Consider the following 24,702-nt stretch of genomic DNA (forward strand, 5'->3'; position numbering starts at 1 on the left):
CGAACCCCGCAAGTGCTCTAGAAGAGAAACACAATGAGCAAGCCAACATCCTCGGCGCCCTCCCAGCGCATGCTTCGCGTTGGCGAACAGGTCCGCGCCGCCATAACCCAGGTCCTGCAGCGCGGCGAAGTGCGCGACGACCTCATCGAAAAGACCGTGATCTCGGTGTCCGAAGTGCGCATGTCGACGGACCTTAAGGTCGCCACGGCCTACGTGACGCCCCTCGGCCTGCCGGATCATGCGGCAATCATCGAGGCGCTGAACCGCAACGCCAAATACATTCGCGGCCGTATCGGCGGTCAGCTCCGGCAGATGAAATACATGCCGGAAGTCCGCTTCCGCGACGATACCAGCTTCGACAATTACAAGAAGATCGATGAGCTGCTGCGCTCGCCGGAGGTCCAGCGGGATCTCGACGGCGGCAATGAAGACAAAGAATAATCAAGAGAACGCATGTCAAAACCCCGCAAACCAAAGGGCCGCCCGATTTCCGGCTGGCTGATCCTCGACAAGCCGGTCGATTTCGGCTCGACCGAGGCCGTCTCCAAGATCAAGTGGCTGTTCAACGCCCAGAAGGCCGGCCACGCCGGTACGCTCGATCCGCTCGCTTCTGGCATGCTGCCGATCGCGCTCGGCGATGCGACCAAGACCGTGCCTTACGTCATGGACGGCCGCAAGATCTATGAGTTCGCCGTCAGTTGGGGTGAAGAGCGCTCGACCGACGACCTCGAAGGCGAAGTCACGGCCGCTTCCGACGCGCGTCCCGACGAACAGTCGATCCGGGACCTCCTGCCGAAATATACCGGCACGATCAGCCAAATCCCGCCGCAGTTCTCGGCCATCAAGATCGCCGGCGAACGCGCCTATGACCTCGCTCGCGACGGCGAAACGGTCGATATCCCCTCGCGTGAGGTGGAGATCTTCCGGATGACGCTGCTCGGCGTCACCGCGGACAAGGCACATTTCGAGGTGGAATGCGGCAAGGGCACCTATGTGCGCGCGCTGGCCCGCGACTTCGGCCGCGATCTCGGCTGCTATGGTCACATTTCCGAACTGCGCCGCACCTTCGTCGCGCCGTTCGCCGAGGAAAAGATGGTGCCGCTCGCCGATCTCGTGGCGCTTGAGGAGATCGAGGACCGCGACGAACGCCTGGCGGCGCTCGATGAGTTCCTGATCGACACTGCCGAAGCGCTGTCCAGCCTGCCGCACCTGCCGGTCACCGACGATCAGGCGCACAGGCTGAAAATGGGCAATCCGGTCATTCTGCGCGGCCGCGATGCGCCGCTTGCGGAGGCCGAGGCCTACGCGACAGTGCGTGGCAAGCTGATCGCCATCGGCGAGATCGGCCAGGGCGAATTCCGGCCGAAGCGGGTGTTCGGCTGATCGGCGGACGCCTCTTCCAATTGCAACGTGAATGGTCTATAGGCAGCGCCAGCATCAGGAGCCTATAGGCATCCTACTGCATTCATGGCCGAAGCTGAACGACATCTCGGCTTCTGGCGTCTCGTTCTCCTCTTTACGAAAGGATCGTAAGATGTCGATCACTGCCGAGCGCAAGACTGCGCTGATCAAGGAATATGCAACCGTCGAAGGCGACACCGGTTCTCCGGAAATTCAGGTCGCAATCCTGACGGAACGCATCAACAACCTGACGGGTCACTTCAAGGATCACAAGAAGGACAACCACTCGCGTCGTGGCCTTCTGACCATGGTTTCCACCCGTCGCTCGCTTCTTGATTATCTCAAGAAGAAGGACGAGGCCCGTTACAGCAAGATCATTGCTGCTCTGGGTATTCGCCGCTAAAAATTTCCGGCGGGCGCTCTTGGGGTGCCTGCCGGTTCTTTATTCGGGCCAAGGTCCGATGAAATGTTTGCGCTACGCCCTAGTTCGCGTGGTGACTGCCCGCAGACCCGGATGGGCCGGATCTGCCAAACAAACCGTTGACCTGTCATGGGGCAGGATTGCCGGATGCTTTCGGCCAAAGCCCTCGGGGCTTTAGCCGCGGCTCCTTTCCAGGATGCCGGTGATGCAAAGCCTCCCGTTGTCTTGCCCATGATGTGTCACATTGATTGCGGTCGACTGTACGCTACGCCCGATATCGGCGATGCGTGTGCTCCCGCATTGAAGGACAAGACATATGTTCAATACTCATTCCGTCGAAATCGAATGGGCCGGCCGCCCGCTGAGGCTGGAAACGGGCAAGATCGCCCGCCAGGCTGACGGCGCTGTTCTCGCGACCTACGGCGAGACCGTCGTTCTCGCGACCGTTGTTTCCGCCAAGGCTCCGAAGCCTGGCCAGGACTTCTTCCCGCTCACCGTCAACTACCAGGAAAAGACCTATGCCGCCGGCAAGATCCCGGGCGGCTATTTCAAGCGCGAAGGCCGTCCGTCGGAAAAGGAAACGCTGGTTTCCCGCCTGATCGACCGCCCGATCCGCCCGCTCTTCCCGGAAGGCTACAAGAACGATACCCAGGTCGTCGTTACCGTTGTCCAGCACGACCTTGAGAACGATCCGGACGTCTTGTCGATGGTTGCGGCGTCTGCTGCGCTGACGCTCTCCGGCGTTCCGTTCATGGGCCCCGTCGGCGGCGCCCGCGTCGGTTACATCAATGGCGAATACGTCCTGAACCCGCATCTCGACGAGATGGACGAGTCGGTTCTCGACCTCGTTGTCGCCGGTACGGGCGATGCCGTTCTGATGGTTGAATCCGAAGCCAAGGAACTCAACGAAGACATCATGCTCGGCGCCGTCATGTTCGGCCATCGCGGTTTCCAGCCGGTCATCGACGCAATCATCAAGCTCGCTGAAGTCGCCGCCAAGGAACCCCGCGAGTTCGAACCGGAAGATCATTCCGCGCTCGAGGCCGAAATGCTCCAGCATTTCGAAGCCGAGCTTCGCGAAGGCTACAAGATCACCCAGAAGGCTGATCGTTACGCTGCCGTCGACGCCGTCAAGGCGAAGGTGAAGGCACACTTCTTCCCAGAGGGCGCCGAGCCGAAATACAGCGCCGAAGTCATCGGCGCCGTCTTCAAGCACCTGCAGGCCAAGATCGTTCGCTGGAACATCCTCGACACCAAGAGCCGCATCGATGGCCGTGATCTCGAGACCGTCCGCCCGATCGTTTCGGAAGTCGGCATCCTGCCGCGCACCCACGGTTCCGCCCTCTTCACCCGCGGCGAGACCCAGGCGATCGTTGTCGCCACGCTTGGCACCGGCGAAGACGAGCAGTACGTCGACAGCCTGACCGGCATGTACAAGGAGCGCTTCCTGCTCCATTACAACTTCCCTCCCTACTCGGTTGGTGAAACCGGCCGCATGGGCTCCCCGGGCCGCCGCGAAATCGGCCATGGCAAGCTCGCATGGCGCGCCATCCGCCCGATGCTGCCGACGGTCGAGCAGTTCCCCTACACGCTGCGCGTCGTCTCCGAAATCACCGAGTCCAACGGCTCGTCTTCGATGGCGACCGTCTGCGGCACTTCGCTCGCACTGATGGACGCCGGCGTACCGCTGGCCAAGCCGGTTGCCGGCATCGCCATGGGCCTCATCCTCGAAGGTGAGCGTTTCGCGGTCCTCTCCGACATCCTCGGTGACGAAGACCACCTCGGCGACATGGACTTCAAGGTAGCGGGTACTGCCGACGGTATCACCTCGCTGCAGATGGACATCAAGATCGCCGGTATCACCGAAGAGATCATGAAGGTCGCGCTCAACCAGGCACAGGGCGGCCGCAAGCACATTCTCGGCGAAATGGCCAATGCCATCACCGAGAGCCGCGGCCAGCTCGGCGAATTCGCACCGCGCATCGAAGTGATGAACATCCCGGTCGACAAGATCCGTGAAGTCATCGGTTCGGGCGGCAAGGTCATCCGCGAAATCGTCGAAAAGACCGGCGCCAAGATCAACATCGAGGACGACGGCACCGTCAAGATCGCTTCGTCTTCCGGCAAGGAAATCGAAGCCGCCCGCAAGTGGATCCACTCGATCGTTGCCGAGCCGGAAGTTGGCGCTATCTATGAAGGCACGGTCGTCAAGACCGCTGACTTCGGTGCTTTCGTAAACTTCTTCGGCGCCCGTGATGGCCTCGTGCACATCTCGCAGCTCGCTTCCGAGCGTGTTGCCAAGACCCAGGACGTCGTCAAGGAAGGCGACAAGGTTTGGGTCAAGCTGATGGGCTTCGACGAACGCGGTAAGGTCCGCCTGTCGATGAAGGTCGTCGACCAGGCCACCGGCCAGGAAGTCAAGAAGGCTGAAGGCGAAGCCGCCGAATAAGGCCTTCTTCCTTCCGAGACATTGAGGCGCGGAAGCTCTTCCGCGCCTTTTGTTTATCTGCTGTCACGAGACGAACCCACGAGACTAGCCATGAGCCGAGACGCCCTGAAAACCCTGTTCCACCCCTTCGACACCGAGGCTGTTCCGATGCCCGGCGAAGGAGAGCGTGTGCTCTTCCTGGGCGCCGAGGCAGGCAATGCCTTGCCGGAGGGGTTTGCGGCCGAGATCACTGCGGTGCAGCCGTTCCGGCCGCTGTTCCGGGCCTTGCGCGAAGGCGCCTTTCCGGAGGCCGAGGGCGAGGGTTATGACTTTGGGCTGGTGCTCTGCGGCAAACATCGCGGCGAGAACGAGAACCGTGTCGCCGAGGCTCTTGAGCGCGTCAGAACGGGCGGCGTCATCATTGTGGCCGGCGGTAAGGAAGATGGCATCCAGCCGCTCCGCAACACGCTGCTGAAGCTTGGCATCGAACTCGACTACACCCCGAAATATCACGGCGTCGCCATATGGTTCGCCAGGCCCGCCAATGCCGATGCGGCGATCAAGGCGCTGAAGAAGTCGACCGTGGTGATCGACGCGCGGTTCGAGGCAGCACCCGGTATGTTCTCCCACGAGCGCGTGGATGCGGGCTCGGAACTGCTCGCAGGCCGTCTGCCGACCGATTTCGACGGCAACGCCGCCGACTTCGGCGCCGGCTGGGGTTATCTCTCGGTGATGCTGGCGGAAAAGTCGAAGCGCGTAAACCGCATCGATCTCTTCGAAGCCGATTACCAGGCACTGGAATTTGCCAAGCGCAACATCGCGCGCAATTGCCCGGATCTCAACGCCCGCTTCTATTGGCAGGACCTCGGTGCCGAGCCGCCGAAGGAAAAATACGACCTCGTCATCATGAACCCGCCTTTCCATGAGGCGCAGGCGACGGACCCGGAACTCGGCAAGACGATGATCCGCACTGCGACGGCTGCGCTCAAGAACGGCGGACGGCTGATGCTGGTCGCCAATCGCGGCCTCACCTACGAGCCCGTCCTGGCGGAAGGTTTCCGCGAAAGCGGCGAGACTTGCCGCAACGCCCGCTTTAAGGTTCTATGGGCGAAGAAATAGGCTGCTGAAGGAGCGATATGCTCGATCGAGATCCGATTGTCATTGCCGATGCAGGGCCGTTAATCCGCTTGGCGGCGGCCGGTCTTCTGGACGCCATGCGGCTCACCAACCGGAGAATCGTCATCGTCGATCGGATCGAGGAAGAGGTCTGCAGTGATCTCTCCAAACCCTATGCGCGGGAAATCCAGGCTTGGATGATGTCCATGAATGGGGCGATCGAACATGCGGAGACGTTGGAGGGCATTGCGATCGCTACATTGCGGGAACGCGCCACAACGTCGGAAGCCCAGGACAAACTCAAGCGGGCACTGAGGAACAGCGGCGAACGCGCCATTCGCGAATACATCGAAACGATGGACCCGCAGGATACGGATGAGGCACTGGTCCTCTATGAGGACGGCGCCGTTCCGAATCTCATGGCAGCAGCAACGGTTCCGATGACACTTGTGACGACACGCGCCTTCGTCAGGGAAATCGAAGAGCGTGGCTACAATCTCGATGCGGTTCAGGCGCTGGAAGCCGTTCCATACAATCTGAAGCCCGCCATACGCACCGTTATCGACACGAACAACGGGCCTCCCGAAAGCTTCCCCAAATAGGGCTTACTCCGAATCCGCGTTCCGCAGCCGGTCGAGGCTCGGCAGCGACGTGATGTTGTAGCCGGCATCCACGTAGTGGATTTCGCCGGTCACGCCGCGGGAGAGGTCCGAGAGCAGGTAGAGCGCCGAGCCGCCGATATCCTCGATGGTCGCGGTGCGGCGAAGCGGCGCGTTCTTCTGGTTCCAGGAATAGATCGCGCGGGCATCGGAAATGCCGGCGCCGGCCAGCGTGCGCACCGGGCCAGCCGAGATCGCGTTGACGCGGATGTCGCGCGGGCCGTAATCGGCGGCGAGATAACGCACGGAGCTTTCCAGCGCTGCCTTGGCGACACCCATGACGTTGTAGTTCGGGATCACCCGCATCGAGCCGCCATAGGTGAGCGTCAGGATCGCGCCGCCATCGGTCATCAGGTCGGCCGCCCGCTTGGAGATCTCCGTGAAGGAGAAGCAGGAGATCACCATGGTGCGGCTGAAATTGTCGCGCGTCGTGTCGGCGTAGAGGCCCTTCAGCTCGTTCTTGTCGGAAAAGCCGATGGCGTGCACGACAAAGTCGAGCTTGCCCCAGCGTTCCTTGATCGCCGCGAAGGTCGCGTCCACCGAGGCGATATCCTCGACATCGCAAGGCACCACGAAATCGGAATTGAGTTCGGCTGCGAGCGGCTTGACCCGTTTGCCGAGCGCTTCGCCCTGAAAAGTGAAGGCGAGTTCGGCGCCCTGCGCTGCGACGGCTTTCGAAATCCCCCAGGCGATGGAGTGATTATTGGCGACCCCCATGATCAGGCCGCGTTTCCCCTGCATGATTCCGGTCATGGAATTACCCGTTAAAGCGCTGGAAGACGAGCGTGGCGTTGGTGCCGCCGAACCCGAAGGAATTGGAAAGAACAGTGTCGATCTTGGCGTCGTCGATCCGCTTGCGGACGATCGGCACGCCTTCGAATTCCGGGTCCAGGTTCTTGATATGGGCGCTTTCGCCGATGAAGCGTTCCTGCATCATCAGAAGTCCGTAGATCGATTCCTGCACGCCGGCGCCGCCGAGCGAATGGCCGGTCAGCGACTTGGTCGACTGGATATGCGGGATCTTGTCACCGAAGACCTGGCGGATTGCGCCGATCTCCTTGCTGTCCCCGACCGGCGTCGAGGTGCCGTGGGTGTTTATGTAGTCGATATCGCCCTTCACGGTCGCCAGCGCCTGGCGCATGCATCGCATCGCGCCTTCGCCCGAGGGGGCGACCATGTCGTAGCCATCCGACGTCGCGCCGTAGCCGACGATTTCCGCATAGATCTTGGCGCCGCGAGCTTTCGCATGCTCGAGTTCTTCGAGAACCAGCACGCCGGCACCGCCGGCGATGACGAAACCGTCGCGGTCGACGTCATAGGCGCGGGAGGCTTTGTCGGGATCGTTATTGTACTTGGTGGACATGGCGCCCATGGCGTCGAACAGGTTCGACATCGTCCAGTCGAGGTCCTCGTGGCCACCGGCGAACATCACGTCCTGCTTGCCCCACTGGATCATCTCCGCAGCGTTGCCGATGCAGTGCGCGGATGTCGAGCAGGCGGACGAGATCGAATAGTTGACACCGTGGATCTTGAACCAGGTGGCGAGCGTCGCGGATGCCGTGGACGACATGGCCTTCGGCACGGCAAACGGGCCGATCCGCTTCGGACTATTGTTCTTGAGCGTGATCTCGGCGGCTTCGATCAATGTGCGGGTGGACGGGCCGCCGGAGCCCATGATGATGCCGGTGCGCTCGTTCTCGCCGATATCATTGTCTTCGAGACCGGAATCGGCGATCGCCTGTTTCATGGCGACATGGTTCCAGGCGCCGCCCTGGCTCAGGAAGCGCATCGCGCGGCGGTCGACGAGATCGGTCGGGTCGAGCGTCGGCTTGCCCCAGACCTGGCACTTGAAGCCGTGCTCAGCGAAATCGGGAGAGAAGGAAATGCCGGACTTTGCCTGACGCAAGGATTCGGTTACTTCGGCGGCATCGCTCCCGATCGAGGACACGATACCGAGACCCGTTACAACTACCCGTCTCATCTCATCAAAACCTTTTCTGCTTGTTCTGCTTTGGCCGCCACGCAGGATCAGGCGGCCTTTTCCTTCGACAGGCCTACACGAAGGTCCGTCGCCTGGTAAATGGTTTCGCCATCCGCCTTCAGCCAGCCATCGGCGGTGCCGAGCACCAGGCGGCCGCGCATGACGCGCTTGAAGTCGATGCCATACTCAAGCAGCTTGGTGTCCGGGCGTATCATGCCCTTGAATTTCACTTCGCCGGTCGACAGAGCCATTCCGCGTCCGGGTTCGCCGAGCCAGCCGAGGAAAAAACCGGTCAACTGCCACATGCCGTCGAGACCAAGGCAGCCCGGCATGATGGGATTGCCTTCGAAATGGCAGGGGAAATACCAGTCGTCCGGTCGTACGTCGTACTCGGCACGGAGATAACCCTTGTCGAAAGCCCCGCCTGTTTCCGAGATATCGGTGATGCGGTGGACCATCAACATCGGCGGCAGCGGAAGCTGCGCATTGCCTGGTCCGAACAGCTCGCCATGGGCGCAAGAGAGAAGTTCTTCGTAAGAGAAGCTGGACTGCCTGGGTGCCATAAATTTCCGTTCCCCCCGTTGAACCTTAGACCTTTTGTTTCAGCAGCGTATTGCAAGATCGGTCGGAATTGAAGCGTAACGATGAACTTGCGCTCCGCCTGGGGATGGCAGCCGAGCCGCTGGAACATGCGTTTGTTCTGGTCCGCATATAGGAAGCTACCGGCGCAAACCAGAGGCTTGTAGCGAAATTGCGCGTTTTTGGCGCCTTCGCGGCAGGTATCCTCCGGAAACTATTGAAACTACCGTCCGTAAAAGTTATATCGGAAAGTCAAGATACCTGATATTGGCGTGGAACGGCAGGAGTTGACGGGCAATTATGGCAGAAGCCATTACGGACATCGAGACGAGACTGCGCCATTGCGGCCTGCGTCCGACGCGGCAGCGTATTGCGCTTGCCGACCTGTTGTTCGCTAAGGGTGACCGCCACCTGACTGTCGAGGAACTGCACGAGGAAGCCACCTTTGCCGGCGTCCCGGTTTCGCTCGCAACCGTCTACAATACCTTGCATCAGTTCACTGAAGCCGGTCTCATCCGGGTGCTCGCCGTTGAAAGCGCCAGGACCTATTTCGACACCAACATTTCCGACCACCATCATTTCTTCGTCGAGGGCCGAAACCAGGTACTCGACATTCCGGTCAGCAATCTACAGATCGACAATCTGCCGGAGGCCCCGGAAGGCATGGAAATCGCCCATGTGGATGTGATCATCCGTCTGCGCGAAAAGAAAAGCTGACGTCTCTCACGACCCTTTCTTTCCTTTGATCGCTTCGTCCTGGTCCCGTCCGGGACGCGGCCTGTAGCGTGGCAATGTCCAGCCATAGTGGATCGCGCCACCGCGCAGGCCGAAGGCGAGCGCCGCGCCCAGCCCCGAACTTGCGTAGACCGGCAGGCCGAGTGCATTCGCCGCCGTAAACCCGCAGGCGCCCGCGAGGGCAGCGGTGATGTATATTTCCGGCCGAAGCAGAACCGAAGGTTCGTTGGCGAGAAGGTCGCGCAGGATGCCACCGAAGGCGGCTGTCAACGCTCCGGTGACGATCGCGATCGTCGGCGATCCGGTGGCGGCGAGACCTTTTGCTGCACCGAGCACGCTATAGGCGGCAAGCCCGATCGCGTCGAGCCAGATCAGCAGGCGAAAGCGCCACTCCACCCGATGCGCGGTGCAGAACACGAAGGCGCCCGAGATGACGCAGATGAGAATATAGGTCGGGTCCAGCACCCAGAAGACCGGCGTGCGACCGAGGAGGATGTCCCTGAGCGTCCCCCCGCCGAGCCCGGTGACCGCCGCGAAAAACAGGAAGCCGACGAGGTCGAGCTGCTTTCGCGAAGCGGCAAGCGCCCCGGTCGCGGCAAAAAGCGCGATGCCGGCATAGTCGAGTATCGTCAGCAGGGACATGTCAGACCTTGTGATCCAGCGTCGCGCAAGTGCGGGCCGTTAGCATAGCCGCCGATCGTTGCGTGCGTCATCCTTCGATGCGCGCCTTGAACAGATGAATTTGCAGAGGTTCGCCAGTGAAAAAGCTTTTGATCATTGTCGCGCAGGCGCTCGTCCTGATGTTTGCGCCCACACTTGCTTTTGCTCAGCAGCCGCAGCGTTTCAGCGATCCGGAAATCTACGAGAAGGACTACTTCCGCAAGGAGTGCAAGACTGTCGATTTCGGGCCGGTCTTCATCAAGCGCTTCGACATCAACAACGACGGCATGCTCGATCTCGTTTCCAACCAATCAGAAGTAACCTGCGACGGGGTCAGGGGACCGCGTTGCGCCAGTGAAGGCTGCCGCTACAATTTTTATGTGCAGATCAAGGAAGGCGGCTACGTCATGGTCGCCACTGCCCAGCTTTATCACTACGATTTCGTTCAGTACTTCGGCAACATGGTCTTCGAATTGACGATGCATCCCCGCTTCTGCGGTCGCACCGACGCCGCGCCCTGCGAAATGCGCGTCAGGGTGCGCGGCCTTGATTTCAATATCCTGTCAAAAAAATAGAGTGGGCCGTGCGAGGGTTCAAGCCGGAAAGATCTCGCCGATCCGCCCGGTGAGATAATGGGCCATCAGGCTCATCCACTCGCGGGCTGCAGTCGTCGTCAGCTGCGCATTCAGCGCCGGCTGCGTGAAATCCAGCGACAGCCGAACGATGCCGCTGGTGCGGTAGTCGACCGGCCACGGCGTCACCTCTATGCCGGCCGCTCGGAACAGCCCCATCGCGCGCGGCATATGGAAGGCAGAGGTGATCAGCAGGCAGTTGTCGAGTCCCAGAGCCTTCAGAAGCCCGACCGTATTCACCGTATTCTCGTAGGTCGTGCGGGATGCGTTCTCCTTCACCAGTCGATCGGCCGGGATGCCGAAGGCGGAGAAGAACCGTTCCGCAGCCTGCGCCTCTCCTTCGTAGGCGCCGCTGATGGAACCGTCACCACCGGAAATCAGGATGCGTGCCTGCGGATGATTACGAGCGAGCCGCAACGCCTCCACGAACCGGTCAGCGGCCTGATTGAACTCGATGCCGCCGCGCACGGTCGTCACCTCGTTCTCGAGCACGCCGCCGAGCACGATCATGCAAGAAACCGACTGGGGTTCCTGCATCGGCTTTGGAATGCGGCCTTCCAGCGCCTGCAGCGCCGCCGTGCCTGTCGTCGTGAAAAGCGTCACGAACAGCACCAGTGCGGTCAGCAGCGCTGCAAGGCCGCCAAGCCGGCGCCAGCCGACGACGACGAGAATCGTGGCAAGGGCGGAGAGAAGAAAAGCAAGCGAGAGGGGCTGGGCGAAGACCCAGAAGAGTTTTGAAAGCAGGAACATCAATGTCCTTCGAGACGATCAGGCGCGGCGGCGGGCGGAGACGATCGGCTGCTGGAAATGCAGGTGCAGCGGGCGTGGCAGCAGTGCCGTCGCCAATGCCACCGCAAGGGCCAGAACCGAAACGATCCAGAGCGCATGGCTGCCAGCATATTTCGTCAGAAAAGCGCCCGTCACGGCGCCGCATGCCATTCCGGTCCAGGGAACCGTCTGGATCAGCCAGCCGGTGGGGTTGCGGTCGCCGATCAGCCAGCGTCCAATGCCGCGGCCGAAGCGGGAAAGCGCGCCCGTCACATAGGTGAGGCCGATCGGCAGCCCTTCGATATGTTCGACCGTCGCGTTGATCATGCCCATCGACAGCACGATCAGATAGAATTGCAGCCGCGGATAACCCGCATCCGGGACGGTCGAGGCGGCGGCAAGCAGGATGGAGACGCCTGCCAGCACCACGAAGGTGCGGCGCGCCGAAACCGTATAGGCGAGCACGATGCCGAGCGCATTGCCGAGGATGAAGACCCAGAGCGCGACGAAGAGGATGATCGCATGGCTATAGTCGCCATCGGCGAAGGCGATTGCCGCGCGGGTCGTGTTGCCGGTCATGAAGGAAACGAAGTCACCCGAAAGCAGCAGGCCCACCGCATCCGTCATGCCCGCCACGAAGGAAATGGCAGCAACCAGCGCCAGACCTGTTACGGTCCGCCGCCTGCGGATGATGCGTCGTCTTCGTTCTCTGGTCATGGAGGCCCTTCCTCCGCGTAAATCTGCGCGAATCACGCCTTCAGGCGTTGATCTAGGACAATGCCGGACAAGGAGGAAAGAAATCGCAAATCGGGCGCCAAAGCGAGTCCTATTGCGAGCGCAGCCACGCTTCGACGCCTCGGGCAGCAGCGCGGCCCGTCGCAAGGCAGGCGGTCAGCAGGTAACCGCCGGTCGGGGCCTCCCAATCGAGCATTTCCCCGGCGGCAAACAGGCCGGGAAGCGGCTTCAGCATGTAGTTCTGGTCGAGATCGCTCCAGGCGATGCCGCCGGCGGACGAGATCGCTTCCGCAATCGGTCGCGGGCGGACAACCGGAATGTTCAGGGCCTTGATCCGCTCCGCGAGTTCCCCAGGCGCCATGCGGTTGGCATCCGGGACAAGTTCGCGCAGCAGTACTGCCTTCACGCCCTCCAGCCCTGCTCCCTTTCGCAGGCGGTTGGAGAAGCTCGCCTTCGCGTCCTGGCGGGCAAGGTCGCGAACCAGACGCTCCATCGTGCGGCCGGGCGCGAGGTCGACGGCCAATGTCGCCTGGCCTTGCGCAAGAAGCCGGTTCCGAAGCGCTGCGGAATGGGCATAGACGAGGCTGCCTTCGATCCCGTGCCCGGAGGCCACGAATTCGCCCTGGAACGTGCCGGCGTCGGACGTGGTCGAAACAGATTTCAGCGGCTCGCCGGCGAAACGCTCGCGAAACGCCTCGCTCCAGGCGACATCGAAGCCGCAATTGGCCGGCTGCAGGTCGGCGACTTCAACGCCCTTGTCCCTCAGCCACGGCACCCAGGCGGCATCCGAGCCAAGCCGCGGCCAACTGGCGCCGCCCAGTGCCAGGAGAGCAGCATCCAGCTGACCGGTGATCGGGCCTTCCGGCGTTTCGAACCGATAGCCGTTTCCGGCAAACCCCACCCAGCGATGCCTTGTCTTGAGTGTTACGCCCTGTGCCTCCAACCGCCGCAGCCAGGCGCGCAACAGCGGCGAGGCCTTCATGACTTTGGGAAACACGCGGCCGGATGTCCCGACGAAAGTTTCGGTGCCGAGGCCCGCCGCCCAGGCCTGCACGTCGCCCGGCGTGAATGCGTCGAGGGCAGGGCGCAGGCGAGCGGAGGCAGTTCCGAATCGCTCAGCGAAACTCGAAAAATCCTCCGAATGGGTGATGTTCAACCCGGATTTCCCGGCGAGCATAAATTTCCGCCCAAAGGTCGGCATCGCCTCGTAGACCGTCACGGCATGACCGGCAGCGGAGAGAACCTCCGCCGCCATCAGCCCCGCCGGGCCACCGCCGATGATCGCGATCTGCTTCGTCATGCCCCTCGGTAGGACAGATCAGTCAGCTTTGCCATAGCCTCCGGCCGTCGGCGTCTGCACCGTTACCGCTTCGCCGGCCTCGATGATCGTCTGGGCGCAGCCGCCGAGTTCTTCGAACGTGCCGTTGAGACGCCTCACCGTGGTCATGCCGAGCTCGCCGGTTTCGCCGCCGGCAAGCCCGTGCGGCCTGATCGTCCGGTGCGAGGAGAGGATGGCGCAATCCATTTTTTCGAGGAAGCGGATGGTGCGTTTCGTGCCGTTGCCGGCCGAGAACCTGCCCCTGCCGCCGGAATTGTCGCGGATGTGGAAATCTTCGAGCAGCACCGGATAACGGGTTTCCAGGATTTCCGGGTCGGTGAGGCGGGAATTGGTCATGTGCACGTGCACCGCATCCGTGCCGTCGAAACCGGTACCATCGTTGAAGACGCCGGCTGGCGAGCCGGAGCACAGTGTCTCGTAATACTGATAGGTCGCGTTGCCAAAGGTGAGGTTGTTCATCGAGCCCTGGCTCGCTGCCATCGCCCCGAGCGCCCCGAACAGCGCATTGGTTACATGCTGGCTGGTCTCGACATTGCCCGCCACCACGGCCGCCGGATATTGCGGCTTCAGCATCGACCCTTCCGGGACGATGATCCGGAGCGGCCGCAGGCATCCCGCATTCATCGGGATGGAGCTTTCGACCATGACGCGGAAGACATAAAGCACCGCGGCACGAGTGACCGGTTCCGGGGCGTTGAAGTTGTTCTTCTTCTGCGGGCTTGTACCGGTGAAATCGACCGTCGCCTCGCGCTTGGCCTTGTCGACGGTGATCTTCACCTGGATCAGGCTGCCCTGGTCGGTGGGATACGAGAATTCCGAATCGCCGAGTTTTTCGATGACGCGGCGGACGCTCTCTTCCGCGTTATCCTGCACGTGGCCCATATAGGCCTGCACCACGTCCAGCCCGAACTGCGCGATCATCTTGCGCATCTCGTGCACGCCCTTTTCGTTGGCGGCAATCTGGGCGCGCAGGTCGGCGACGTTCTGGGCGACGTTGCGGGCAGGGTAGGGATGGTTGGAGAGGAGATCGGTAATGCCGGCTTCGTCGAAACGGCCGCGATCGACGAGCAGCACGTTGTCGAACAGCACGCCCTCTTCGTCGACGGTGGTCGCAAGCGGCGTCATCGATCCCGGCGCGGTGCCGCCGACATCCGCATGGTGCCCGCGCGAGGCGACGTAGAACAGGATGTGTCTGCCCTCCGCATCGAAGACCGGCGTAACGACGGTGATATCCGGCAGATGTGTGCCGCCATTATAGGGGGCGTTCAGCGCAAACACGTCGCCGGGGCGGATCCTGCCCTGGTTCTGAGCGATGACGCTTTCGACCGACCGGTCCATCGAGCCGAGATGCACCGGCATATGCGGCGCGTTCGCCACTAGCGCGCCATCCGCATCGAAAACGGCGCAGGAGAAGTCCAGCCGTTCCTTGATGTTGACCGAAGACGCGGTGTTCTGCAGTGTCACACCCATCTGTTCGGCGATCGACATGAACAGGTTGTTGAACACCTCGAGCAGCACCGGGTCGGCCTGGGTGCCGATCGGCCTGGCGCGGGAGAGCTCGGCGACGCGCTTCAACACGACATGGTTCAACCCCGTGATCTCGAAAGCCCAGCCGTCTTCGACGACGATCGTCTGATGCGGCTCGACGATCAGGCAGGGGCCGTTTCCGCGCGATCCAGGCTTGATCTCGGCGCGCCGATAGACAGGTGCTTCGCGCCATGCACCGCCGGAGAAGAACTTTGTCTGTTCAACTGCCGTTGGCGCGCTATCGTCCAATTCGAATTCCGGTTCGTCGGAATCGGCGCCGCCGCCGATCGCCTCGACCTCGTAGGCCTCGAAAATGATCTCTCGGTTTTCGAAGATGAAGCCGAACTGTTTTCTGTGCGCCGTCTCGAAGGCGACCGTCATGTCGGCGGCGTCGGTCACGGTTACGGGCAAAGTCGTATCCGTGCCCTGATAGCGCAGGTGCGCACGGTGCAGGACTTCGGTATCCGCCTGGGAAACACCCTGCGACGCCATTTCCTCCAGCACGCTGGCGGTCAGCTCGTCGCGGATGGGCCCGAGCGTCTCCAGGGCGGCCGCAAGCTCGTCCGATACCGTGCGCTGGCGGGAGGCGCGGATATCCGCAAGCCCCATGCCATAGGCCGACAGGATGCCCGAAAACGGATGGATCATCACCGTCGAGATGCCGAGCGCATCGGCCGTCAGGCAGGCATGCTGGCCGCCGGCGCCGCCGAAACAGGTCAGCACGTAGTGGGTGACGTCGTAGCCACGCTGGACGCTGATCTTCTTGACCGCATTCGCCATGTTCTCGACGGCGATCGCCAGGAAACCGTCGGCCACTTCTTCTGGCGAACGGCCGTCGCCGATCACCTTGGCCATATCCTCGAAGGCGGAGCGCACGGCATCCGCATCAAGCGGCTGGTCGCGGTTGGGTCCGAAGATCGCCGGAAAGAGCTTTGGCGAGAGCTTGCCGAGCATGACGTTGGCGTCGGTGACCGTCAGCGGCCCGCCGCGGCGATAGGCCTTCGGGCCGGGGTTCGCACCGGCCGAATCCGGACCAACGCGGAAACGGCCGTTCTCGAAATGCAGGATCGAACCGCCGCCGGCAGCCACCGTGTGGATCGACATCATCGGCGCCCGCATGCGCACGCCGGCAACTTCGGTTTCGAACGAGCGTTCCAGTTCGCCGTCATAATGCGACACGTCGGTCGAGGTGCCGCCCATGTCGAAGCCGATCATCCGGTTGAAGCCGGCCAGCCGTGAGGTCTCGACCGCGCCGACCACGCCGCCGGCGGGGCCGGAGAGGATCGCATCCTTGCCCTGGAACAGCCGCGCCGCGGTGAGCCCGCCGGACGACTGCATGAACATCAGTTGAGCACCTTGCTTGTCGGCGGCATCAAGCCCAGTACCAAGTTCGCCGGCGACCTGCTCCACATAACGGCGCAGGATCGGCGACAGATAGGCATCGACGACGGTCGTGTCGCCGCGGCCGACCAGCTTGATCAGCGGCGAGACCTCATGGCTGACGGAAACCTGGGTGAAGCCGATCTCGCGGGCGATATGCGCAATCAGCTGCTCATGCGCCGGGAAGCGATAGGCATGCATGAGGACGATCGCGACAGCGCGGAAGCCGGCGTCATACTGCTCCTGCAACTCACCGCGGATCGTCTTTTCGTCCGGTGCAGCCTCGATGGTGCCGTCGGCGCGGACGCGTTCGTCCACCTCGACCACGTGTTTGTAGAGCAGTTCCGGCTTGATGATTTTCTTGGCGAAGATGTCGGCGCGGGCCTGATAGCCGATCGCCAGCGCATCGCGGAAGCCGCGGGTCGTCACCAGCAGCGTGCGCTCGCCCTTGCGCTCCAGCAGTGCATTGGTGGCGACCGTCGTGCCCATCTTTACTGCGCCGATCACATCGGCGGGTATGGCGGTGCCGGCCGGCACGCCGAGAAGTTCGCGAATCCCTTGTACGGCCGCATCACGATAGGCTTCCGGATTTTCGGACAGGACTTTATGGGCGACAAGCGATCCGTCCGGCTTCCGGCCGACGATGTCGGTGAACGTGCCGCCGCGATCGATCCAGAAATCCCACTTAGCTTCGGTCATGTTCCGCCCTCAAATCAAACTCGATAGGCAATAACGAAAACATTTCGTCGATAAAACGTCAATGATTAGTTGACAGGAAAATGCACATTGAAGCATCATGCTCGCTGAACGGGCAGGAAGCCACCAAGAGCCTCCACCCGGATAACCGGCAACCGAGGGGAGCCGATCATGCCGTTTTTCATATCCTGTTACGGGAGGCCGATCCATGTCCTCCGTTGATCCCCGCCACAGCATATTCCCGGATTGGCTCCGGAAAGGGCTGGATGGACTTTATCTGTTTTCCGGCTATCTCGCCGGGCTTTTCCTGGTCGCGATCTTCCTGCTGATGATGGCGCTCTCTGCCGGCCGGCCGCTCGATATAGACGTGCCAGCCGGTGACGATTTCGCCTCCTGGTGCATGGCTGCAAGCGCCTTCCTGGGCCTTGCTCACACGTTCCGCTCCGGCGAAATGATCCGCGTCGGCCTGCTGATCGAGCGTTTCAAAGGTCCGGTCCGGCGCGTCATCGAGATCGTCGCCCTGGCGATCGGCACGATTGCCACGCTCTACTTCGCCTGGTTCGCTTTCGACATGACCAGAACCTCCTACATGTTCAACGACCTGTCGCAGGGCGTCATCGCAGTGCCCCTGTGGATGCCGCAACTCGGCTTCTGCGGCGGCCTGATCATTCTCGCGATCGCCTTCGTCGACGAACTCCTCCATGTCCTGTTCGGCGGCTCGCCGCGCTATGAAAAACCGGAGCCGCAAACGGCCGAGGAAGTCATCGAGCGCGCTATCCAGAGCGGGGCGTGATCCATGAGCACGATCGAACTCGTTGAAATCGCCGGCGTCGTTCTCGTCGCCCTGTTGGCGCTGCTGGCCGGTGGCGTCTGGATCGGCATTTCGCTGCTGATCTGCGGCTTTATCGCCATGCTCTTCGTGCCGGGCATCCCGGTCGGCGCCGTGCTCGCCACCAATTCCTGGAGCGGCGGCGCGTCCTGGTCGCTTGCAGCGCTGCCGCTATTCGTCTGGATGGGGGAAATCCTGTTCCGCACCCGGCTTTCGGAAGAAATGTTCCGCGGCTTGGCCCCTTGGCTCGGCTGGCTGCCGGGCCGTCTCATGCATGTCAACGTGATCGGCTGCGGTCTGTTCGGATCGATTTCCGGCTCCTCGGCAGCCACTACGGCGATGATCGCCAAGATCGCCCTGCCGGAATTGAAGAAGCGTGGTTATGACGAGATGGTCAGCCTCGGCTCTCTCGCCGGCGCCGGCACGCTCGGCATTCTCATCCCGCCGTCGATCACCATGGTCGTCTACGCGGTGGCGGCCAACGTATCGATCATCCAGATCTTCCTCGCCGGCTTCCTGCCGAGCGCCATCGTCATGGTGCTTTATTCCGGCTACATCATCGTCTGGTCGCTTCTGAACCCGGACAAGCAGCCGCCTGCGCCGTCGAAGATGAGCCTCAGAGAGAAACTCAAGGAATCGGCCAACCTTATCCCCGTCACGCTGCTGATCGTCTTGGTCTTCGCGACGCTGATCCTCGGCTGGGCGACGGCAACGGAATGCGCCGCCTGGGGCGTGCTCGGTTCGCTTGCCATCGCCGCCTGGTCGCGGACGCTGACGATGAAAGCCTTCTGGGACAGTGTCATGGGCGCCACCCGGCTCACCTGCATGATCATGCTGATCCTCACCGGCGCCGGCTTCATGTCGATCGCCATGGGTTATACCGGCATTCCCAATGCGCTCGCCGCCTGGGTCGACAGCTTCAATCTCAGCCCCTACGCGCTGATCGCGGTGCTGACGGTGATGTACATCCTGCTCGGCGCAGCGCTCGACGGCTTGTCGATGATTGTGCTGACCACGGTCGTAGTCCTGCCGATGATCCAGCAGGCCGGTTTCGATCTTGTCTGGTTCGGCATCTTCCTGGTGCTGATCGTCGAAATGGCGGAGGTCTCGCCTCCCGTGGGCTTCAACCTCTTCGTGCTGCAGACGATGAGCGGCCGAGACAGCCTGACCGTCGCCCGTGCTTCGCTGCCGTTCTTCTTCCTGCTTGTGGCGACAGTCGCCATCATCACGGTCTTCCCGGAAATCGTGATGGTTCTGCCGAAAATGGCATTCCCGGGTTAATCAGAGTGAGAAAAAAGGGGACTGATATGAGGAAAATGCTTTCCAATCTCGTTCGCTCCGGCCTTGCCGGCGCAGCACTGCTCGCCGCCAGCGGCGCGGCCTTCGCCCAGACCGCCTGGGTCCTGCCGTCGGCCTATCCGCCGGCGAACTACCATGTTGAGAACCTGATGCAGTTCGCCAAGGACGTCGAAACGGCTTCAGCTGGCAAGCTGAAGATCACCGTTCATCCGAGCGCCTCCCTCTTCAAGGCGCCGGATATCAAGCGCGCGGTCCAGACCAGTCAGGCCCAGGCCGGCGAAGTGCTGATCTCGCTGCACGAGAACGAAAACCCGGTCTTCGGCATCGATGTCGTGCCGTTCCTGGCAACCAGCTTCGACGCATCGAAGAAGCTCTACGCCGCCTCCAAGCCGGCGATCGAGAAGGCGCTCGACGCCCAGGGCCTCAAGCTCCTCTATGCAACGCCGTGGCCACCCCAGGGTATCTTCACCAAGAAGGACGTCAACAGCACGGCGGATCTCAAGGGCCTGAAATGGCGCGCCTATAACGTCGGCACGTCGCGCATCGCCGATCTCGTCGGCGCTCAGCCGGTCACCGTCCAGGCAGCCGAACTGCCGCAGGCTCTCGCAACCGGCGTCGTCGACGGCCTGATGACCTCAAGCGCCACCGGGGTCGATAGCAAGATCTGGGAATCGCTGACCCACTATTACGATACCCAGGCCTGGATCCCGAAGAACGTCATCTTCGTCAACAAGGCCGCCTTCGCAGCACTCGATCCGGCCGTCCAGAAGGCCGTCACCGATGCAGCGGCTGCCGCTGAAACCCGCGGCTGGGCGCTCGGTGCCGAAAAGACTGCCGCCTACATGGAAACCCTCAAGAAGAACGGCATGAAGGTTCTCGAACCGAGCGCCGATCTGAAGAAGGGCCTGGCCGATGTCGGCTCCAAGCTGACCGAGGACTGGTCGAAGAAGGCCGGCGCTGATGGCGCCGCCATTCTGGACGCCTACAAGAAGATGTGATTTGAGGGGCGCCGCAGGCATCCGCTTGCGGCGCGCTCGTCCCGGGAGGAGAAATCATGGCATCGGAAAAGAGTGAATTCGGCCCGATCGTATCCTCCGGGCACCTGGCGAGCGGCGCTTTGCCGGCGCTGTCGGAGATCGAATTCGGCATGATCATGCTGAACCACGCCTTCAGCCGCTGGATGGTCCGCTGCATGTCGGCTGCCGGCGTGCCGGATCTCTCGCCGATCGATATCCTCGTGCTGCACAATATCAATAGCCGCAACAAGCCAAAGACGCTCGCCGATATCGCGCTGGTCCTCAACATCGAGGATACGCATGTGGTGACCTACGCGCTGAAGAAGCTCGAGCGCCTGAAGCTGATCAAATCCGGCCGCCGCGGCAAGGAAAAGCTGGTCATGGTGACGGAGGCGGGCGCCGAAGCCTGCAGGCGTTATGCGGCGGTGCGCGAGGAGTTGTTGGTGAAATCGGTGCTGGCAACCGAGGTTTCAGGCGAAACCCTGTCGGCCATGGCGGCCCGCCTGCGCGCGTTGTCCGGCCATTACGACCAGGCCGCCCGCGCGGCGGCTTCGCTTTAGGAAAACAGCGCATCCATCAGCGGATGGGCGGGGTCCGCCATGCCGTCGAGGATGGTGAAATGATGCTTGTCCGGCTCCTCGACGGCTTCGGTTTCAGCGCCCAGTCCCTTCCAGATACTGGAAAGCAGTGCGTTCTGGCGGACGAATTCCGCGCGCTCGCCGGCTCCCACCCAGCAGGTCACCCGCGCACCCGGTAGCGGCTCCAGCAAGGCAGGGCTTTCCCGGTAGGCTTCTTCGGTGTCGATCCGCTGCTTTTCGTTCATCTTCGTCTTCATGATCGGCCGCAGATCGTGCACGCCGGACAGCGAAACCGTATTGACGATGCGGCCGCGCACGGCCTCCGGCAGCGGTGACGTGGCAGAAATCATCCGCGTGACGAGATGCCCACCCGCCGAATGGCCGATCAGCCGAATCGGCCCGCTGACCATGCCTGCGGCAGCCTCGATCGCCCTGCCGATTTCCACAGTGATGCCCGAAATGCGGTTCTCCGGGGCGAGCGTGTACATCGGCATGGCAACCGCATATCCGCGCTCCACCGAACCCTTCGCGAACTGCGACCAGTAGCTGTTGTCGAGGCCGATCCAGAAGCCCCCGTGGACGAAAACCACGAGGCCGGCCGGATCGGTTTCGGGCAGGAAAAGGTCGAAGCGGTTGCGCGGCCTTTCGCCATAGGAAAGGCCGATCCTGGCGCGGCCGGCTGCGGAAAGCGTCTCACGATAAAGTCGTGCCGGCTCCACCCATGCTGCCGGCCAGCGGTCGCCCTGGGGAATGTTGATGCCGTTGGCATAGGCATTGTCCCAGTCGCTAATCCGATGACGCATCTTCACTTTTCCCTTCGACAAGGCTTGATTTCGAGCGCCATACTGGCACCGCCCCCGCCCGCTTGGAAGCCTCTCGGAGCACCAAAAACGCTGCCGCAGAAAATTATTACAAACTTAAAATTTCTCACTTGCAACCGAGGGAAAGCAGTGCTTTTCTGGGTGAAAGGCAAAAAGCCGCTATATAAAAAACACTTGGGAACGAAAATATGCTGGGACCGTCAGGCCATCTGGATACGTTTGCCCGCGACAATCTTCCGCCGCCGGATCAGTGGCCGGAAATCAGGCTTGATGGCTTCGATTATCCAGAATGGATGAATGCGGGCGTCGAACTCACCGACCGCATGGTCGAGCGCGGCTTCGGCGACAACACCGCACTCATCGGCAACGGCCGTCGCCGTACCTACAAGGAATTGTCCGACTGGACGAACCGCATCGCTCGCGCCTTGACCGAGGATTACGGACTGAAGCCCGGCAACCGGGTGCTGATCCGTTCCGCCAACAACCCGGCCATGGTCGCCTGCTGGCTGGCTGCGACGAAGGCCGGGGCGGTGGTCGTCAATACGATGCCGATGCTGCGGTCCGGCGAACTTTCCAAGATCATCGACAAGGCGGAAATCTCGATCGCGCTCTGCGATACGCGGCTGATGGACGAGCTGGTTGCTTGTGCCAAGGAAAGCCGCTTCCTGAAACAGGTGATCGGCTTCGACGGCACGGCCAACCATGACGCCGAGCTCGATCGTGCGGCGCTCAACAAGCCGGTACGCTACGAAGCGGTGAAAACCGGCCGCGACGACGTCGCCCTGCTCGGCTTCACGTCTGGCTCCACGGGCGTGCCGAAGGCGACCATGCATTTCCATCGCGATATCCTGATCATCGCCGATGCCTACGCGAAGGAAGTGCTGGACGTGACGCCGGACGACGTGTTTGTCGGTTCGCCGCCGCTGGCCTTCACCTTCGGCCTCGGCGGCCTTGCGGTCTTCCCTCTGCGTTTCGGCGCAGCCGCAACCCTTCTGGAACAGGCGACACCCGCGAAGATGATCGAGATCATCGAGACCTACAAGGCGACGATCAGCTTCACCGCGCCGACCGCCTATCGCGCCATGCTGGCGGCGATGGATGCCGGCGCCGATCTCTCGTCGCTGCGCATTGCCGTTTCCGCCGGCGAGACTCTGCCAGCTCCCGTCTTCGACGAATGGGTTGCGAAGACCGGCAAGCCGATCCTCGACGGCATCGGCGCAACCGAGATGCTGCATATCTTCATCTCGAACCGGCTCGGCGATTCCAGGCCGGCCTGCACCGGCAAGCCGCTTACCGGTTACGAGGCGATCGTCGTCGACGACGACATGAACGAAGTGCCGCGCGGCACGATCGGCAGGCTGGCGGTCAAGGGGCCGATCGGCTGCCGTTACCTCGCTGACGACCGCCAGGAAGATTACGTCAAGGACGGCTGGAACCTGACCGGCGACAGTTTCGTCGAGGACGAGGATGGCTATTTCCACTTCGCCGCCCGCTCCGACGACATGATCGTCTCGGCCGGCTACAACATCGCCGGTCCCGAGGTGGAAGCGGCCCTCCTGAAGCACGAGGCGGTACTCGAATGCGCCGTGATCGGCGTGTCGGACGAGGCGCGCGGGACGATCGTCGAGGCGCATGTGGTTCTGGCGAAGGGCGCCGAGCCAGGCGAACTGATGGTCAAGATCCTGCAGGATCATGTGAAGGCGGTTATCGCCCCTTACAAATATCCGCGTTCGATCGTGTTCACCGAGGCCCTGCCGAAGACGGAATCCGGCAAGATCCAGCGCTTCCGCCTGAAGCAGAAGCCCTCGGCTTAACCATGGTGATTGGCGGTGGAATTCCGCCTGACATGTAGAGTGGAAGTTTCCACGCAAATGTGGAAGACAAAGAAGACCCGGCGGATGTCCAAGTCCGCCGAAGGCATCGGGAACGACACAACAACAAACGGGAGTTCGTCACATGAAGAAAATGCTTGCTGCTGCCACCTTGGCGCTGAGCATGAGCACCACCGGCATGGCTTTCGCCGAGCCTTTGAAGATCGGCATGATCACCACGCTTTCGGGCGGTGGCGCCGGCCTAGGCATCGATACGCGCGACGGCTTCATGCTGGCGATCAAGAACGCCGGCAACAAGGACATCACCGTCGTCACCGAAGACGATGCGCAGAAGCCGGAACTGGCCGTGCAGATCGCCGACAAGATGATCCAGAGCGACAAGGTCGATATCCTGACCGGCATCGTCTGGTCGAACCTGCTGATGGCCGTTGCCCCGAGCGCGGTGGCACAGGGCAAGTTCTACGTGTCGACCAATGCTGCGCCTGCAGCGCTTGCCGGCGCCAACTGCAACAAGCTCTATTTCAACGCCGCTTACCAGAACGACAACCTTCATGAAGCCATGGGCGAATATGCCAACAAGGGCTACAAGAAGATGTTCATCCTCGCCCCGAACTATCCGGCCGGCAAGGATTCGCTGACCGGCTTCAAGCGTTACTACAAGGGCCAACTCGCCGCCGAAGTCTACACCCAGGTCGGCCAGACCGACTATGCTGCCGAAATCGCCCAGATGCGCGCCTCCGGCGCCGACGGCATCTTCGTCTTCCTGCCAGGCGGCATGGGCATCGCCTTCATGAAACAGTTCGCTCAGTCGGGCGTCAAAATTCCGGTCATGGGCCCGGGCTTCTCCTTCAGCCAGGACGTGTTGCCGGCGATCGGCGACGCCGCGGTCGGCGCCAAGGCGTCCGGTCAATGGGCCCCGGACTTCGACAATGCCGCGAGCAAGAAGTTCCTGGCGGATTTCCAGAAGGAATATAACCGCCTGCCGTCCATCTATGCCGTCCAGGCCTATGACGCAGCCCAGCTCATCGTTGCTGCAGCATCCAAGGCCAGCGTCAAGAACGCCGATGCTTTCGGCGCCGAACTGAAGAAGGCCGACATCCAGTCCCCGCGTGGAAAATTCAAGTTCAACACCAACCAGCATCCGATCCAGGACATCTACCTGACGGAAGTGGTGAAGCAGAACGGCGTCATCACCAACAAGACGGTGGAGAAGATCTTCGCCGATCACGGCGATGCCTACGCCAAAGACTGCAAGATCTAAGGTCCGCCT

At 61.9% G+C, this 24,702-nt stretch carries 23 protein-coding genes; 14 read left to right on the forward strand and 9 right to left on the reverse strand.

What is annotated here, in order from left to right; genetic code table 11:
- The first annotated feature begins 33 nt into the window (after positions 1-33).
- The 6 genes from rbfA (at position 34) to RG540_RS20790 (ending at position 5,968) form a co-directional block, all read left to right on the forward strand.
- Complete coding sequence (rbfA, locus tag RG540_RS20765) at positions 34-441, forward strand: 30S ribosome-binding factor RbfA (protein WP_038547695.1); 408 nt, start codon at positions 34-36, stop codon at positions 439-441.
- Positions 442-453: 12 nt separating this feature from the next.
- Positions 454-1,383, forward strand: a complete 930-nt coding sequence (truB, locus tag RG540_RS20770; RefSeq protein WP_038591921.1) for a tRNA pseudouridine(55) synthase TruB — start codon at positions 454-456, stop codon at positions 1,381-1,383.
- Positions 1,384-1,534: 151 nt separating this feature from the next.
- Positions 1,535-1,804: a 30S ribosomal protein S15 gene (gene rpsO / locus RG540_RS20775; RefSeq protein ID WP_038547700.1), complete on the forward strand. Its 270-nt coding sequence runs from the start codon at positions 1,535-1,537 to the stop codon at positions 1,802-1,804.
- 334 nt (positions 1,805-2,138) lie between these two features.
- Positions 2,139-4,271: a polyribonucleotide nucleotidyltransferase gene (gene pnp / locus RG540_RS20780; RefSeq protein WP_038591924.1), complete on the forward strand. Its 2,133-nt coding sequence runs from the start codon at positions 2,139-2,141 to the stop codon at positions 4,269-4,271.
- A gap of 90 nt (positions 4,272-4,361) precedes the next feature.
- Complete coding sequence (locus tag RG540_RS20785; protein WP_038591927.1) at positions 4,362-5,369, forward strand: class I SAM-dependent methyltransferase; 1,008 nt, start codon at positions 4,362-4,364, stop codon at positions 5,367-5,369.
- Between the two features lie 17 nt (positions 5,370-5,386).
- Positions 5,387-5,968, forward strand: a complete 582-nt coding sequence (locus tag RG540_RS20790) for a hypothetical protein (protein WP_038591929.1) — start codon at positions 5,387-5,389, stop codon at positions 5,966-5,968.
- Between the two features lie 3 nt (positions 5,969-5,971).
- On the opposite strand, the gene fabI is transcribed toward RG540_RS20790, so the two are convergent.
- From fabI to fabA, 3 genes are read right to left on the reverse strand one after another with little or no spacing between them, the layout of a single operon-like run.
- Positions 5,972-6,778, reverse strand: coding sequence for an enoyl-ACP reductase FabI (fabI, locus tag RG540_RS20795; RefSeq protein ID WP_038591932.1), 807 nt, complete (start codon positions 6,776-6,778; stop codon positions 5,972-5,974).
- Between the two features lie 4 nt (positions 6,779-6,782).
- Positions 6,783-8,006 (reverse strand): beta-ketoacyl-ACP synthase I, encoded by a 1,224-nt coding sequence (gene fabB / locus RG540_RS20800; protein WP_038591935.1) that lies wholly within the window; start codon positions 8,004-8,006, stop codon positions 6,783-6,785.
- A gap of 47 nt (positions 8,007-8,053) precedes the next feature.
- Positions 8,054-8,569: a 3-hydroxyacyl-[acyl-carrier-protein] dehydratase FabA gene (gene fabA / locus RG540_RS20805; RefSeq protein ID WP_038547719.1), complete on the reverse strand. Its 516-nt coding sequence runs from the start codon at positions 8,567-8,569 to the stop codon at positions 8,054-8,056.
- A 316-nt stretch (positions 8,570-8,885) separates the two neighbouring features.
- Here fabA and irrA point away from each other — a divergent pair, with 316 nt between their 5' ends.
- Positions 8,886-9,302, forward strand: a complete 417-nt coding sequence (gene irrA / locus RG540_RS20810) for an iron response transcriptional regulator IrrA (RefSeq protein WP_038547722.1) — start codon at positions 8,886-8,888, stop codon at positions 9,300-9,302.
- 6 nt (positions 9,303-9,308) lie between these two features.
- Here irrA and RG540_RS20815 read toward each other — a convergent pair whose 3' ends face one another.
- Positions 9,309-9,962, reverse strand: coding sequence for a trimeric intracellular cation channel family protein (locus RG540_RS20815; RefSeq protein WP_038591938.1), 654 nt, complete (start codon positions 9,960-9,962; stop codon positions 9,309-9,311).
- A gap of 158 nt (positions 9,963-10,120) precedes the next feature.
- On the opposite strand from RG540_RS20815, the gene RG540_RS20820 reads away from it, so the two are divergent.
- Positions 10,121-10,555 carry a hypothetical protein gene (locus RG540_RS20820; RefSeq protein ID WP_244446698.1) on the forward strand — a complete coding sequence of 145 codons (435 nt, stop codon included), beginning with the start codon at positions 10,121-10,123 and terminating at the stop codon, positions 10,553-10,555.
- Positions 10,556-10,573: 18 nt separating this feature from the next.
- On the opposite strand, the gene RG540_RS20825 is transcribed toward RG540_RS20820, so the two are convergent.
- The 4 genes from RG540_RS20825 to RG540_RS20840 form a co-directional block, all read right to left on the reverse strand.
- Positions 10,574-11,362: a YdcF family protein gene (locus RG540_RS20825; RefSeq protein ID WP_038591943.1), complete on the reverse strand. Its 789-nt coding sequence runs from the start codon at positions 11,360-11,362 to the stop codon at positions 10,574-10,576.
- An 18-nt stretch (positions 11,363-11,380) separates the two neighbouring features.
- Positions 11,381-12,097, reverse strand: coding sequence for a YoaK family protein (locus RG540_RS20830; RefSeq protein ID WP_038591946.1), 717 nt, complete (start codon positions 12,095-12,097; stop codon positions 11,381-11,383).
- 109 nt (positions 12,098-12,206) lie between these two features.
- Positions 12,207-13,415 carry a TIGR03862 family flavoprotein gene (locus RG540_RS20835; RefSeq protein WP_038591949.1) on the reverse strand — a complete coding sequence of 403 codons (1,209 nt, stop codon included), beginning with the start codon at positions 13,413-13,415 and terminating at the stop codon, positions 12,207-12,209.
- Positions 13,416-13,433: 18 nt separating this feature from the next.
- A complete protein-coding gene (locus RG540_RS20840) occupies positions 13,434-17,060 on the reverse strand; it encodes a hydantoinase B/oxoprolinase family protein (RefSeq protein ID WP_038591951.1) in 3,627 nt (1,208 codons plus the stop codon).
- Between the two features lie 205 nt (positions 17,061-17,265).
- Here RG540_RS20840 and RG540_RS20845 point away from each other — a divergent pair, with 205 nt between their 5' ends.
- The 4 genes from RG540_RS20845 to RG540_RS20860 are packed head-to-tail and all read left to right on the forward strand — an operon-like array spanning position 17,266 to position 20,761.
- The gene (locus RG540_RS20845; RefSeq protein ID WP_051909551.1) at positions 17,266-17,850 is read left to right on the forward strand and encodes a TRAP transporter small permease; all 585 of its coding nucleotides are present in this window, start codon (positions 17,266-17,268) and stop codon (positions 17,848-17,850) included.
- Positions 17,851-17,853: 3 nt separating this feature from the next.
- Positions 17,854-19,167 (forward strand): TRAP transporter large permease, encoded by a 1,314-nt coding sequence (locus RG540_RS20850; protein ID WP_038591954.1) that lies wholly within the window; start codon positions 17,854-17,856, stop codon positions 19,165-19,167.
- 35 nt (positions 19,168-19,202) lie between these two features.
- The gene (locus RG540_RS20855) at positions 19,203-20,183 is read left to right on the forward strand and encodes a TRAP transporter substrate-binding protein (RefSeq protein WP_038591956.1); all 981 of its coding nucleotides are present in this window, start codon (positions 19,203-19,205) and stop codon (positions 20,181-20,183) included.
- A 56-nt stretch (positions 20,184-20,239) separates the two neighbouring features.
- Positions 20,240-20,761 (forward strand): winged helix DNA-binding protein, encoded by a 522-nt coding sequence (locus RG540_RS20860; protein ID WP_038591959.1) that lies wholly within the window; start codon positions 20,240-20,242, stop codon positions 20,759-20,761.
- Here the strand turns inward: RG540_RS20860 and RG540_RS20865 are convergent.
- Positions 20,758-21,582, reverse strand: coding sequence for an alpha/beta hydrolase (locus RG540_RS20865; protein ID WP_038591961.1), 825 nt, complete (start codon positions 21,580-21,582; stop codon positions 20,758-20,760). The genes RG540_RS20860 and RG540_RS20865 overlap by 4 nt on opposite strands.
- Before the next feature lie 206 nt (positions 21,583-21,788).
- Between RG540_RS20865 and RG540_RS20870 the strand changes: the two genes are divergently transcribed.
- Both RG540_RS20870 and RG540_RS20875 read left to right on the forward strand, forming a co-directional pair.
- The gene (locus tag RG540_RS20870) at positions 21,789-23,414 is read left to right on the forward strand and encodes an AMP-binding protein (protein ID WP_038591963.1); all 1,626 of its coding nucleotides are present in this window, start codon (positions 21,789-21,791) and stop codon (positions 23,412-23,414) included.
- 142 nt (positions 23,415-23,556) lie between these two features.
- Positions 23,557-24,693: an ABC transporter substrate-binding protein gene (locus RG540_RS20875; RefSeq protein WP_038547751.1), complete on the forward strand. Its 1,137-nt coding sequence runs from the start codon at positions 23,557-23,559 to the stop codon at positions 24,691-24,693.
- The last annotated feature ends 9 nt before the right edge of the window (positions 24,694-24,702 follow it).

The sequence above is a fragment of the Neorhizobium galegae bv. orientalis str. HAMBI 540 genome, assembly GCF_000731315.1.
Lineage (GTDB): Bacteria > Pseudomonadota > Alphaproteobacteria > Rhizobiales > Rhizobiaceae > Neorhizobium > Neorhizobium galegae.

Bases quoted from the DNA above. Each gene is read 5' to 3' on its own strand.
- rbfA (WP_038547695.1), top strand. From the start codon at position 34: ATGAGCAAGCCAACATCCTCGGCGCCCTCCCAGCGCATGCTTCGCGTT.
- truB (WP_038591921.1), top strand. From the start codon at position 454: ATGTCAAAACCCCGCAAACCAAAGGGCCGCCCGATTTCCGGCTGGCTG.
- rpsO (WP_038547700.1), top strand. From the start codon at position 1,535: ATGTCGATCACTGCCGAGCGCAAGACTGCGCTGATCAAGGAATATGCA.
- pnp (WP_038591924.1), top strand. From the start codon at position 2,139: ATGTTCAATACTCATTCCGTCGAAATCGAATGGGCCGGCCGCCCGCTG.
- RG540_RS20785 (WP_038591927.1), top strand. From the start codon at position 4,362: ATGAGCCGAGACGCCCTGAAAACCCTGTTCCACCCCTTCGACACCGAG.
- RG540_RS20790 (WP_038591929.1), top strand. From the start codon at position 5,387: ATGCTCGATCGAGATCCGATTGTCATTGCCGATGCAGGGCCGTTAATC.
- fabI (WP_038591932.1), bottom strand. From the start codon at position 6,778: ATGACCGGAATCATGCAGGGGAAACGCGGCCTGATCATGGGGGTCGCC.
- fabB (WP_038591935.1), bottom strand. From the start codon at position 8,006: ATGAGACGGGTAGTTGTAACGGGTCTCGGTATCGTGTCCTCGATCGGG.
- fabA (WP_038547719.1), bottom strand. From the start codon at position 8,569: ATGGCACCCAGGCAGTCCAGCTTCTCTTACGAAGAACTTCTCTCTTGC.
- irrA (WP_038547722.1), top strand. From the start codon at position 8,886: ATGGCAGAAGCCATTACGGACATCGAGACGAGACTGCGCCATTGCGGC.
- RG540_RS20815 (WP_038591938.1), bottom strand. From the start codon at position 9,962: ATGTCCCTGCTGACGATACTCGACTATGCCGGCATCGCGCTTTTTGCC.
- RG540_RS20820 (WP_244446698.1), top strand. From the start codon at position 10,121: ATGTTTGCGCCCACACTTGCTTTTGCTCAGCAGCCGCAGCGTTTCAGC.
- RG540_RS20825 (WP_038591943.1), bottom strand. From the start codon at position 11,362: ATGTTCCTGCTTTCAAAACTCTTCTGGGTCTTCGCCCAGCCCCTCTCG.
- RG540_RS20830 (WP_038591946.1), bottom strand. From the start codon at position 12,097: ATGACCAGAGAACGAAGACGACGCATCATCCGCAGGCGGCGGACCGTA.
- RG540_RS20835 (WP_038591949.1), bottom strand. From the start codon at position 13,415: ATGACGAAGCAGATCGCGATCATCGGCGGTGGCCCGGCGGGGCTGATG.
- RG540_RS20840 (WP_038591951.1), bottom strand. From the start codon at position 17,060: ATGACCGAAGCTAAGTGGGATTTCTGGATCGATCGCGGCGGCACGTTC.
- RG540_RS20845 (WP_051909551.1), top strand. From the start codon at position 17,266: ATGTCCTCCGTTGATCCCCGCCACAGCATATTCCCGGATTGGCTCCGG.
- RG540_RS20850 (WP_038591954.1), top strand. From the start codon at position 17,854: ATGAGCACGATCGAACTCGTTGAAATCGCCGGCGTCGTTCTCGTCGCC.
- RG540_RS20855 (WP_038591956.1), top strand. From the start codon at position 19,203: ATGCTTTCCAATCTCGTTCGCTCCGGCCTTGCCGGCGCAGCACTGCTC.
- RG540_RS20860 (WP_038591959.1), top strand. From the start codon at position 20,240: ATGGCATCGGAAAAGAGTGAATTCGGCCCGATCGTATCCTCCGGGCAC.
- RG540_RS20865 (WP_038591961.1), bottom strand. From the start codon at position 21,582: ATGCGTCATCGGATTAGCGACTGGGACAATGCCTATGCCAACGGCATC.
- RG540_RS20870 (WP_038591963.1), top strand. From the start codon at position 21,789: ATGCTGGGACCGTCAGGCCATCTGGATACGTTTGCCCGCGACAATCTT.
- RG540_RS20875 (WP_038547751.1), top strand. From the start codon at position 23,557: ATGAAGAAAATGCTTGCTGCTGCCACCTTGGCGCTGAGCATGAGCACC.